The organism is Methanoregula sp., from assembly GCF_052325125.1.
Taxonomy (GTDB): Archaea; Halobacteriota; Methanomicrobia; order Methanomicrobiales; family Methanospirillaceae; genus Methanoregula.
This window is the reverse complement of sequence record NZ_JBKQWO010000009.1, coordinates 1-10,558: the sequence shown is the minus strand read 5'-3', so window position 1 is coordinate 10,558 and position 10,558 is coordinate 1. Positions and strand designations below refer to the sequence as shown.

14 protein-coding genes and 1 pseudogene are annotated in these 10,558 nt (G+C 52.9%); 8 read left to right on the top strand and 7 right to left on the bottom strand.

Annotated elements, in window-relative coordinates; all coding sequences use genetic code 11:
- Positions 1-84: 84 nt before the first annotated feature.
- The gene (locus tag ACLQMU_RS02220) at positions 85-915 is read right to left on the bottom strand and encodes a hypothetical protein (RefSeq protein ID WP_443673513.1); all 831 of its coding nucleotides are present in this window, start codon (positions 913-915) and stop codon (positions 85-87) included.
- Between the two features lie 237 nt (positions 916-1,152).
- Between ACLQMU_RS02220 and ACLQMU_RS02215 the strand changes: the two genes are divergently transcribed.
- Positions 1,153-1,656, top strand: a complete 504-nt coding sequence (locus ACLQMU_RS02215; RefSeq protein WP_422148629.1) for a hypothetical protein — start codon at positions 1,153-1,155, stop codon at positions 1,654-1,656.
- Positions 1,657-1,666: 10 nt separating this feature from the next.
- Positions 1,667-1,804 (top strand): hypothetical protein, encoded by a 138-nt coding sequence (locus ACLQMU_RS02210; protein ID WP_422148630.1) that lies wholly within the window; start codon positions 1,667-1,669, stop codon positions 1,802-1,804.
- 181 nt (positions 1,805-1,985) lie between these two features.
- Here ACLQMU_RS02210 and ACLQMU_RS02205 read toward each other — a convergent pair whose 3' ends face one another.
- From ACLQMU_RS02205 to ACLQMU_RS02180, 6 genes are all read right to left on the bottom strand, one after another.
- A complete protein-coding gene (locus tag ACLQMU_RS02205) occupies positions 1,986-2,378 on the bottom strand; it encodes a PIN domain-containing protein (protein WP_422148631.1) in 393 nt (130 codons plus the stop codon).
- Complete coding sequence (locus ACLQMU_RS02200; protein WP_422148632.1) at positions 2,347-2,577, bottom strand: hypothetical protein; 231 nt, start codon at positions 2,575-2,577, stop codon at positions 2,347-2,349. The genes ACLQMU_RS02205 and ACLQMU_RS02200 overlap by 32 nt, the downstream gene beginning before the upstream one ends.
- A gap of 48 nt (positions 2,578-2,625) precedes the next feature.
- Positions 2,626-2,937, bottom strand: a complete 312-nt coding sequence (locus ACLQMU_RS02195; protein ID WP_443673514.1) for a PIN domain-containing protein — start codon at positions 2,935-2,937, stop codon at positions 2,626-2,628.
- Between the two features lie 46 nt (positions 2,938-2,983).
- Positions 2,984-3,199: a hypothetical protein gene (locus ACLQMU_RS02190; RefSeq protein ID WP_422148633.1), complete on the bottom strand. Its 216-nt coding sequence runs from the start codon at positions 3,197-3,199 to the stop codon at positions 2,984-2,986.
- Between the two features lie 114 nt (positions 3,200-3,313).
- The gene (locus tag ACLQMU_RS02185; RefSeq protein ID WP_424039809.1) at positions 3,314-4,735 is read right to left on the bottom strand and encodes a DHA2 family efflux MFS transporter permease subunit; all 1,422 of its coding nucleotides are present in this window, start codon (positions 4,733-4,735) and stop codon (positions 3,314-3,316) included.
- Between the two features lie 144 nt (positions 4,736-4,879).
- Positions 4,880-5,947 (bottom strand): hypothetical protein, encoded by a 1,068-nt coding sequence (locus tag ACLQMU_RS02180; protein WP_424039811.1) that lies wholly within the window; start codon positions 5,945-5,947, stop codon positions 4,880-4,882.
- 192 nt (positions 5,948-6,139) lie between these two features.
- On the opposite strand from ACLQMU_RS02180, the gene ACLQMU_RS02175 reads away from it, so the two are divergent.
- The 6 genes and pseudogenes from ACLQMU_RS02175 to ACLQMU_RS02150 form a co-directional block, all read left to right on the top strand.
- Entirely contained in the window at positions 6,140-6,352 is a 213-nt protein-coding gene (locus ACLQMU_RS02175) for a hypothetical protein (RefSeq protein WP_422150016.1), read from the top strand.
- Positions 6,353-6,594: 242 nt separating this feature from the next.
- The gene (locus tag ACLQMU_RS02170) at positions 6,595-7,227 is read left to right on the top strand and encodes a LysE family translocator (RefSeq protein ID WP_422150017.1); all 633 of its coding nucleotides are present in this window, start codon (positions 6,595-6,597) and stop codon (positions 7,225-7,227) included.
- Between the two features lie 179 nt (positions 7,228-7,406).
- A complete protein-coding gene (locus ACLQMU_RS02165) occupies positions 7,407-7,850 on the top strand; it encodes a MarR family winged helix-turn-helix transcriptional regulator (RefSeq protein WP_424039813.1) in 444 nt (147 codons plus the stop codon).
- Positions 7,851-7,855: 5 nt separating this feature from the next.
- Positions 7,856-8,986 carry an ABC transporter ATP-binding protein gene (locus ACLQMU_RS02160; protein ID WP_424039815.1) on the top strand — a complete coding sequence of 377 codons (1,131 nt, stop codon included), beginning with the start codon at positions 7,856-7,858 and terminating at the stop codon, positions 8,984-8,986.
- Positions 8,986-10,086: an ABC transporter permease gene (locus ACLQMU_RS02155; protein WP_424039816.1), complete on the top strand. Its 1,101-nt coding sequence runs from the start codon at positions 8,986-8,988 to the stop codon at positions 10,084-10,086. Before ACLQMU_RS02160 ends, ACLQMU_RS02155 begins: the two co-directional genes overlap by 1 nt.
- Positions 10,087-10,284: 198 nt before the next feature.
- A pseudogene (locus tag ACLQMU_RS02150) lies at positions 10,285-10,558 on the top strand (hypothetical protein); the annotation flags it as partial.

The window sequence follows — 10,558 nt, the reverse complement described above, 5'->3', positions numbered from 1 at the left end:
AGCGGTGATCTCAAATCTCGAAGATTCCTGATTCAGACGAAAGAAATCGCTAACAAAATGATCGTCTGTAACATTCACAGATTTCTACAATTTCTCCGGGTGAAGGTTTTCTACAGAGCAAATTTTTCCATATTCACCTGTATTTCCCATATCCACGAAAGGATTAATTTTTAGTGGCCAAAATAAACCCACACCAAAAAGGAACAAAAAAATGAGGATTACAGTGAATGCCGCAAAAAAGATGATAAAAGCGGTTAAACAGACAATTAACTGAGAAATCAGTGAATACGTAAAAATTGGGAAATATAAAAAATTGTGATTAAAGAATAAAAGATTAAATGAGGCTAGAACGACTTGACCGGGATATGACTGGTGTAATTGTACCCATTCTGTAGCGACTATAAGAAAAAATAAAATAACGGAACGCAAATACAATCGAAACCCCCGCCCAGAGGTGTTCTTAAAATAGACTCCATTAAAGAAGGATTTTAAAAAATTATTTTTGTTGGCTCCCTTAACTTCCGTAATAATTCTTTTTTGGATAAGGTGTCCAAACTCTTGAGATAAATAGACCTCTCCTCCCCAGCATATCGATGCAATAAGAATTACAATGAATAGTTGACTTATATCCATTATTTTCGCCGAGAATGGATCTGGTGCAAAGTACAACGGGATAATAAGTACACATGTTGTGATAATACACAGAGTCAAAAAAACTAAAAATAGATCAAATATTTTGTTAATTCGGCTTTCCGAATCAATGTTCTGTCGATGTCTTCTCCATATCCTATTCACAATAAAATTATACGACAATTCAAGAGCGTTTTGTTTATCAAAAGAAAGATCTTCTTCTACTCTTGCGAAATTAAGTTCGGATAATATAGTTTTAATTCGATTTCGCATTAGATTGATCATTATCTGCACATCATATAAATATGCAATATTTTGTTATTCCAATCACAATTTTGTTTGTTTTATCTTCCATTTCCTCTTTTTGCACGCCAAACACCCCGGATCCCGGAACCGGCCATAACCCGTGCCCGGATTACAACCCCCCACTTACCCGTAATACCCCATCCTGCACACAGGTATGTGTCAAAGGGGCCCCCGAGACAGCAGAAAAAAGAAAGAACAAGAAAGGACGTGAAAAAAATGGCAGATTTCCAGGATGGAACAACCACTAAGACCGCCTTCCGCAACCTGACAGAACCGATTGCGGACCCGACGACGTTCAACGCGATCGTCCAGGCAGTCATCGTATCGAACCCCTTCGGATGTGTATCCTACATGTCCGCAGGTGAAACACACGCAGGTGTGGAGAAGACAAAAGAGGCCTATACCGCGAAGATCGTGTACCAGGACACCGACGCCAAAGTCGTCGGGAACATCTCCGACCGGTACGTCAGCCTCGCCGGGTTCAACGCCGGCATCGCTGCGATCCTCGCCGCAGGCTCCCTGAACACCGCACACGGCGGGACCCCGGCACGGGACTCCGACAGCGAAACCTACTCGGTGACCCTCAAGTGCCACGACCCGAACGGAGAGTTATACTACCTCCACTTCAGCCGCGACCGGCTCATCATCGCCTCCTACACGGACGATGCGATCCGGACGAAGATCGAGACCTGGGCCGACACCGAGACGGCCCTCGCATGAGGTGAGCGCGATGGACACCGAACTCATCCTCACCGGGGCATTCCTCGGCACCGGGCTCCTCGCCTACGTGGTCATCCCCGGTCTCCTCGTCATGTGGGACCGGGTGCTCGACCACATGGAAGAATCAGAAGGGAACAGGAAAGCATGAAAACAAAGGACAGGGGCAATCTCCCCCCTGCCCTTTCGTTTTGAGGCATACGGGGCTCTGCGGGAACCCGGGTCTCCAAAAACCGTTTTTTTAAGGACCACAGAAAATTCCCTTGCCCCGCCGGGCACCTCATGGGGCCCTGATGAGAGGCCCGAGAACAATCCTGTACCGTAAGCGGATATCAGGATCCTACAAAGAGCGTATCGTCCAATCCCCTGAAATGCAGATAGCCGGTCATAACCTTCCCGCTCACCTGCCGGGCCGTTGCAAGGATGATGGCGTCAGCCGTCCCGCCGGGGAACCCGTCGTTTCTCAGGTGGCCGGCAGCAGTTGCGATCTCCTGATCGACATTCACCACCCGGCCAACCGTATTGATCAGACTGAGCATCTCCCCCAGGAGATTCCGGGGATACCCATTATATTTCCGTATGATCTCGGTGATGGTGATCGCGGATGTCAGTAATGCAACGTCCCCCGGGGTTTCGATAACCTCTTTCATTGCCGGGTCGGACCCCCGGAAATACTCGATCCAGACCCAGGTATCAATCACCAGGTACTCGATGGGAATCATCATCCTCCCGTACAAAGGGTGGCATCTCAGGGGTGCACCCAAACAGGGATTTTACGGATGTCTTCCGGGTGTTGATCAGGAACTTTATTACCTCGTCGTAGGTGTGCATGTTATGGCACTCCTTGAGGGCATTGAGTTCCTCCTTGGTATCTGCCATCAGCTGGATGGTGGTCGTCGCTGGTCTCTGTGCATCCGCAGACATGATCCGGATTATAGCGCTATAGCGTTATAGTATTATTGGAAAAAAGAGTTATTTCCCCAGGTAAACGACATCGGGCAGGTTCCTGAAGTGCTGGTCCCCGGTAACGATCTTTGACGATGTGATCCGTGCCGTTGCAAGGATGATCGCATCCGCGATCCCGCCCTCGATCTCCGTATTCCGCAGCTGGCCCGCGAGCCGGGCGATATCGAAGGTCACCGGAATGACCGTTGCCCGCTGTGCAACATCGTCAGTCCTCACCGGTATCAGGCTCACATCCCGCTGCTGGTAAATCTGCGCGATCTCGGCAATGGTGATGCTGGAGACGCAGAACTCTTCCGGGCTCCCGTCGATGATCTTTATCGCTTTCTTACTGGTGCCCTTCCAGTACTCGATCCACGTCCAGGTATCAATAAGATACGCGATGCGAATCGCCCCTGGTATCCCGGGTAAATGCCGGAAGATCCGGATCGCATCCCGCTGTCGAAGGGAAGCCCTTTTTCCGGCTTTTTATGAGATACTGGACCGCCTTATCATAGGTCTTTGCCCCGATCTCTTTCTTGATCTCGTCCAGCTCCTGTTTGGAGGCAAACGAGACGGAGATCGAGGTGTACTGCGCTTCCATGCCACGATTTATAGAACTATAACATTATAAATTTATGGAAAACAGGGGAAACCACCCCCCGCTCTCCGTTTCGTGATCCCATGAAAAAACCGTTTTTTAAGGACTGCACCTTTTTTACCGGGGAGCATCCTTTGCAATCGCCGAGAGGATCACCGCGACGACCGAGATCACGGCCGCCGCGATAAATGCGACCGCAAAGCCCGTCACGATAATTTCCATCGGGATCTGCGCCACCGGGGTCTTCGGATCGAATCCCTCGCTGTTCACCACCGTGAAGAGGGCGATCGTGCCCATCAGGGCGATCCCCAGGGTTTCCCCGACATTCTTCATCGTCGTCATGATACTCGAACCGACGCCCTCTTCGTCCTTTTTGCTCTGGCCGAGGATCTGGTTCATGTTGGGGGGGAAGAAGATCCCAAGAGCTATGCCGACGCAGAGCAGGGTGACGGCAATAAAGAGGATGCTGGTATGCTGCGTAAAGAGGCTGATCATAAAGAACGTCACGCACGCAAATGCGGCCGCTCCCGTCGCAAGCACCCGTGACCCGATCCGGTCGGAGAGGGCGCCCGAGATGGGGCCCAGGATCATGAGCGCAACGGACGGGATGGCGAGGAGGAGACCGGCAACAGAGGCCTCGAATCCCATCACGCCTTCGAAAAAGAAGGGGAGGAGGTACTGGACGCCGGCGAACGTGAGCATCATGGCCGCGGCGGCGAGGCTTGCGGCAAGGAAGCTGGTGTTCCGGAACAGGGCGAAGTCGCAGAGCGGGTCCCGGCAGCGGGTCTCCCGGAGAATGAAGAGAACCCACAGTACGGCCGATATGCCGAAGCTGCCGAGTATGGCGGGGGAGGTCCAGCCGAGCGTCAGCCCCTCATCGACCGGCCAGAGGAGCGCGGCAAGGGCAAAGAAGAAGATGATCGCGCCGGGGTAATCGAACGGCCCGCTCTTTGCAGGCACCCGGTCAACGGGGATGCATCGTATGCCCAGGATGACGGCACAGATCCCGATCGGGACGTTGATGAAGAAGATCCAGTGCCAGCTGGCGTACTGGGTGAGGAAACCCCCAATGATCGGGCCGGCGGCAATTCCCACGGAGATCACGGTGGCAAGAATACCCAGGGCCTTGCCGCGGATCTCTCTGGGGAGGTAGATCGCCACCATGGCCGGGCCGATAGCTTCGAGTGCCGCGGCACCGATTCCCTGGATGAACCGCGAGCCGATCAGGGACCCGATGGAAAACGAGAGGCCGCAGAGGAGCGATCCCACGGTAAAGACGGCAAATCCCGCAATGAAGATCTTCCGGAACCCTTTCATGTCCCCGAGCTTCCCAAAGGCGAGGAGGAGTCCGCTTAAGACGAGCAGGTAGCTCATGGCCACCCAGGATACCATGGACAGGGAGACCCCGAACGATGCTGCGATCGCGGGGAGGGAGATGTTCACGATGGTCGAATCGAGAGATGCCATGAAGGTGGAGAGCGCGAGGATAAAGAGAACGAGGTTCTGCTCCCGTCCGGAGAGGGCGTTCTGGAGTTCCATAGAGAATCTTCAGCCTTCTTTTTATGATATATATTTGGGTTTCCGGGACACGGCGGTATGCAGAAACCTGCATCCTCTCATAAACCGTTTTTTAGGGACCCCGGGTCCCGCATCCCCTCTTAAAAGAAAAAGCGTGCCGGGCACTTATCCCGCAAACACGCGCTCCCAGAGCATCACGATGATCTCAAACGCGATGAGGAGGATCACCACCCATTCCAGGAAGTTCGAGTGCTGGATCCTGACCTCGTCGGACAGCATCGAGTAGTTCTCCCGGATCACATCGATCTTCCGGCTCACGCTCTCGCTCCACTGGCCGCTTCTCAGGATCTTGAGTGCCGCCGCATAGACGCGGGCATAGTAGACGTCCTCGGTCACCTTGATCAGGTTATCGACCTTTTCGATCGTTTCCGAGATCTCAGCGGAGATCTTCATCTGGTGCCGCATGATCGCATGGTACTGGCCGCCCCGCGAAAACCAGGACAGCCGGTCCGCATGCTCGATATCGTCATACATCCGCGCCATCTCACGGGTCAGCTCCCGGTCATAGTACCGCAGTTCGAGCACCTGCACGTTTGCAAACTCGATCAGATCGATGATATCGGTCGGGCTCTCAGGGCCGCACAACAGGGCAGAGTCCCAGGAAATAATCGCAAGATCCTCGTTTGAGTAACTGAGGGAATTTTTTATGATATCCTCCCGGATCTGGGGAGAAACACAGGTCCGGTCCCCAAGCAGCAGCGGCACCGGGTCGATCGTGTCGTCCCGCCGGTCGGTCACGTAGATCGTGTAATCCTCGTAAAAGTCCGGGTCGATCGCAAAATTCCTGATATGCGGCTTGATGATCTCCCCCAGCGTGTTGAGATACTGGAGGAAGAAATCCGAAAGCCCTTCCTGGCCGGCAAACCGGAACGCAATATCCTCCAGTTCCCGGTGATCCGCCTGCTCATCATCATAGATGAAACAGAGGCTGATCACACCGATATCATAGACACGGGCTACAGCGGAAAACTCGTACGAGCGCCCCTCCCGTTCCACCGTGATCGGCAGCATGCGGATCAGGAGCGGGGACGACTCTATCATGATGGATTTGGGCTTGACACGGACAAAACTGGTGCGGGCCGTAAAATAATTCCGGGCAAGCGACTTTTCCAGCCAGTCAATATCGATCTCCCGGCCGATATCATAAATGCGGTAAAAACGAAGTGAAATCATACCTCGCGCTCCTTTTGGGAAAAACCCGTGGTATGGATTAATATTACCTCCGGATCACCATAAAACCTTACACGGGTCATGTGCCTGTCGCCTCTGCGGAACCGGTGGTGGAGGATGGCAAAACACCCGGTTTTTTATCCACCGTGAGGTGATTTATATCCCGGCAGCGCAAACCAACGATGGAGAGATCCTATGTACACTGATTTTTTATCCGTAGGCATGGTCACGGTCATCGGTCTCATGGCCGGTACCGCAATCGGCCTCTTTATCGGGTACCTTATCAGACAGCAGCGGGCACGCTGGGCGGATATGACCCGGCGCGAGAAATCGATCAATATTTTACTCGTGATCATCTGTTCCGCAATCTGCATCACCGGGCTTGCATGGCGTTTTCTCCTGAACTGACGTTGCTGCGCGGGAATGGCGACTTTATTTTTCGACGGGTCCGGGAAAAGGGGCACAGCAAAAAACGGCATTCTACAAGTGACAGCTTGATGATGCGGGACATGCAACAAATTACGGTACGCGTGTCCATGCAGGGACAAAAAATCCGGCGCCCGGGCGAATCCGCTTTTCAGAGAGGCCCGGTATGCCGGCCCTGCCGGGACCACACGATCGGCATCAGGCAGTATGCAGGGTGGGTGTAAGTGGAGACCGGACTGTTCATCCATGGAATTATCATCGGCATTGCGCTTGCCGCGCCCGTCGGCCCGATCGCCTTTGTGTGCATCCAGCGCTCCCTTGCCTGCGGACGCCTGCATGGCATTACTTCCGGCTTTGGAATCGCAACGGCCGATGCCTTCTATGCGGCGGTGACGGCGTTTGGCCTTGCGCTTATATCGGACTTCCTGCTCGCCCGCCAGTGGTTCTTCCGGCTGTTCGGGGGGCTCGCCCTCATTGCAGTAGGTCTCCGTATTGTCTTTGCCGCGCCACCAGAGGTCACCACAAAACCCGAAAACGAGTCCTATCTTGCCGATTATACCACGATGCTTGCCATCACTCTGGCAAACCCCCTTACCATCCTTTTTTTCACTATCATTATCCCGGGCTTCGGCGTGGTGATCAGCGGAAGTACGTGGGTCACCCCGGCCATCTTCGTGGCAGGAGTGTTCATCGGAGAAATGGGATGGTGGGTCTTCCTCTGCGGAACGCTGGGTTCCATGCGAAGCTACCTGACAAGTGAGCGCCTGCACCTGATCAATCGTCTCGCCGGACTGGTGATCACTGCATTCGGCGTGGTACTGATCGCCTCCCTGTTCGTGGCAACTGACATCGTGTAACTTCTGTTATTTACCCCAACGCGCAACCTGATACTCCGACTGCCTTTTCCCTGATGAAAAAATCGCCGTTATACCAAGAGGGTGATGAATGAGGGCAGACCATTTTTTTTGCAGATACTTCACTAAGGGAATAGTTCACTTATTAAACTATTAATTAACAAAACTGTTTTCAGAACAAGATGGCAGAAGATATACGGGACCGCGCTGCTGACGCCCTGCTTGCACTCATTCCCCTCTACTATAAGAACGTGATTCGACACAAGCATGCGGTCAGCGGGATACAAGTGGCGCAACACCATACACTCGGGGTGCTTATGAAATTCGACTCAATGCCGATGTCTGAAATCGGAAGCCGCCTGTATATCTCCCGGCCATACATGACCAGGCTCGCCGACCTGATGATTGCTGACGGCCTGGTGGAACGCCGGCCCGATCCCGCTGATCGCCGGGTGATCAACCTTGCAATAACAGAGAAAGGTAAAATATACCTCAAACAATCGTTATCATGGTTAAAGCAGGACCTCAAAGAGAGCCTGGCCGACATCGATGACAGCGACATCGAAAAACTGTGTACAGCGCTGGAAAATACCTACCAGGTCCTCTCAAAACTCCGGCAGGAGTGACAATTATGTCTCTGTTCAGCCATGAAAATATTCCCGCACCCGGGAGTAAAAATCATGACGGCACCATAAACGGACCTGCAGGTGTTTTACCCGGCAGGACACCGGCAGAATCAGAGGGTGCAAACCAGGGCAATGGAACCGCGATTATCCGGATCAATCACCTCTCCAAAGTCTTTGCCAGCAAGACAAAAACCGTGATCGCCGTAAACGACGTCTCCTTTGAAGTGAAACGCGGGGAAATTTTCGGGCTCCTCGGGGCAAACGGCGCAGGAAAGAGCACGCTCATCCGGATCCTTACGACTCTCCTCTCCCCGACATCAGGGCAGGCATTCGTCGACAACTACGACATTACAAAAGACCCCGAGAAGATCCGGGAAATCATCGGTGTCTGCGCGCAGAACTACACCAGCGATTCCGAACTGACCGCGTACGACAATCTCGAGTTCTACGGAAAACTCGAAAACGTTCCTGACAGTATCCTCCCGGACCGGATTATGGAACTCCTGAAAATGGCCGGCCTCACCGACCGTGCTTACATGCCGGTGGGCACGTTCTCAGGGGGCATGAAACGCAAACTCGAGATTGTCCGCGCATTTATTCACCGGCCGCTCATCCTTTTCCTCGACGAGCCTACCATCGGCCTCGATCCCGAGGCACGCAGGGAGGTGTGGCAGCAGATCATGATGCTCAACAAAGAGCATACGACCATCATTCTCACCACCCATTACATGGACGAGGCAGAAAAACTCTGCGGCCGGATCGCTTTTGTGGAGCGCGGGAGCCTGATCGCCCTTGACACCATGGAAAACCTCAGGAAACTGATACCGGCTGGCGATCTCATCGAGATCGGTGTGGATCATATGGACCCGCTGGCAGAAGAGGCGATCCGGAACGTCAACCTCGTCAACGCGGTGTCGGTAGTCGAGCATAAGGTAATTATATCGGCGACTAACGGCAGCCAGGTGATTCCTGCCATCCTTGCCGTATTCGATAAATACGCGGTTCCCATTATCTCAATCTCGATCCGATCCCCCTCGCTTGAAGACATCTTCATCTACCTGACCGGCAAGGGGCTGGACAACGGTAACGGTGATGGAAACGATGCCCCCGGTACAGGCAGAAGGCAGCCACCTTGATGCCCGTCATGCTGCGGGGCGCCCTTGCAATCTTCAAACGGGACTTCAAGAAGTTTTTGAGCAACCCGTTCATCATCATGATGACGCTCATCATGCCCATCATGTACCTGGTGATCTTCGGGAGCGCGATGGGAGGCACCCTCACCCATATCCCGGTCGGCGTTGTACAAGAGGTCCCGCCCTACAACGATACGCCGCTCTTTACGAGCGCCGCATACCAGCTCAACCATATCAGCCAGACCGATTTCGCCAACAAACTGCTGGATGTTACCGTATATGCAGATGAAAATGTGGCCAAACAGGATCTGGATAATGGAAAACTATCGGCAGTGATTGTCTTTCCCTCATCGGTTTCAAACGACAACGCGGTCCGTGTCTACGTCGATAGTTCTGACTCCGTAACACCCCCGATCATCGAAGCGGCAGTAAACCAGGTTATGCTCGGTCTTGGGGCACGAAACCCTATCCTTGTCGACAAGATCTACGGGAATATCCAGTATCTCCAGTTCTTTGGCGTGGGCGTGATTATGATGGCCATATTTACCTCCACCATGTTTGGTGGCGGGATCGCGCTTATCAAGGACCGGGAGAACGGCATCCACGAGGGCTATCTTGTCACGCCGGTCAAACGCTCAAGTATCATCTTTGGGATCATCTCAAGCGGCACAGTAAGGGCATTCATTGCGGGATTCACCATCTTCTGGATCGACCTGCTCATCACCGGCATCACCCTCCAGAGTTTTCAGGACTTTCTGCTGGTCCTGCTGGTGATCCTTATCGCATGTATCGGAGTAACGAGCCTTGTTGTCTCCTTTGCATCCCGTTTCGCATCCCAGCAGGAATATTCATCGGTTATCGCGTTTTTTAACCTCATTCTCTTCATGACCTCGGGTGCCTTTTACCCGGTCATCGGGATGCCGGGCTGGCTGCGCTGGATCACCATAATCAACCCCGAATACTACGGTGTCCATGCCCTGCGAAGCATCATCCTCAGGAACCAGGGGCTCAACGTGATCGGTATGGATCTCATAGCGCTATTGATCTTTTCAACAGCAATGATCATCCTCGGAATAGTGACCTACCGGCGTACTCTCGAATAAATGCTGATTTTAAGGAAACCTTCACCAGAAACATGAGATAAAAATGTCGCGCACGCAGGAGAAAAAGAGGAAAAAATTGCGGTTTTATCCCAAGAGCCATGAGGGATATGATGACAATGTATAGTAATTGGGATCGGAATATATATGATAAGAATTTCAACCTGTACTAGATTTCTTACAACCTTTTCGAGGATCTGCATGAGTGAAATACGTGGATATCTATCTCCCGTAAAGAGGGAGGCTGCCGGGGCTGGCAGAGGTTCTTCGGCTCACCGCATCAGCACATTGCGGCTTCTGTGCCTCGTATCTATCGTCCTGTTAGCCCTTGCCATCACCCCGGTGCTCGCCGGGACGCAGTATATGGCCGGGAGCCCCGACCTGGAAGCACACATTGCGGGGACGAACGAGTTTTCGCCCGGGGACGATCTCAATCTCCAGGTTGTCATCGAGAACACGGGGCTCAACCAGTTCA

Coding starts and splice junctions, on each gene's coding strand:
- ACLQMU_RS02220 (WP_443673513.1), bottom strand. CDS start 915: ATGATCAATCTAATGCGAAATCGAATTAAAACTATATTATCCGAACTT.
- ACLQMU_RS02215 (WP_422148629.1), top strand. CDS start 1,153: ATGGCAGATTTCCAGGATGGAACAACCACTAAGACCGCCTTCCGCAAC.
- ACLQMU_RS02210 (WP_422148630.1), top strand. CDS start 1,667: ATGGACACCGAACTCATCCTCACCGGGGCATTCCTCGGCACCGGGCTC.
- ACLQMU_RS02205 (WP_422148631.1), bottom strand. CDS start 2,378: ATGATGATTCCCATCGAGTACCTGGTGATTGATACCTGGGTCTGGATC.
- ACLQMU_RS02200 (WP_422148632.1), bottom strand. CDS start 2,577: ATGTCTGCGGATGCACAGAGACCAGCGACGACCACCATCCAGCTGATG.
- ACLQMU_RS02190 (WP_422148633.1), bottom strand. CDS start 3,199: ATGGAAGCGCAGTACACCTCGATCTCCGTCTCGTTTGCCTCCAAACAG.
- ACLQMU_RS02185 (WP_424039809.1), bottom strand. CDS start 4,735: ATGGAACTCCAGAACGCCCTCTCCGGACGGGAGCAGAACCTCGTTCTC.
- ACLQMU_RS02180 (WP_424039811.1), bottom strand. CDS start 5,947: ATGATTTCACTTCGTTTTTACCGCATTTATGATATCGGCCGGGAGATC.
- ACLQMU_RS02175 (WP_422150016.1), top strand. CDS start 6,140: ATGTACACTGATTTTTTATCCGTAGGCATGGTCACGGTCATCGGTCTC.
- ACLQMU_RS02165 (WP_424039813.1), top strand. CDS start 7,407: ATGGCAGAAGATATACGGGACCGCGCTGCTGACGCCCTGCTTGCACTC.
- ACLQMU_RS02160 (WP_424039815.1), top strand. CDS start 7,856: ATGTCTCTGTTCAGCCATGAAAATATTCCCGCACCCGGGAGTAAAAAT.
- ACLQMU_RS02155 (WP_424039816.1), top strand. CDS start 8,986: ATGCCCGTCATGCTGCGGGGCGCCCTTGCAATCTTCAAACGGGACTTC.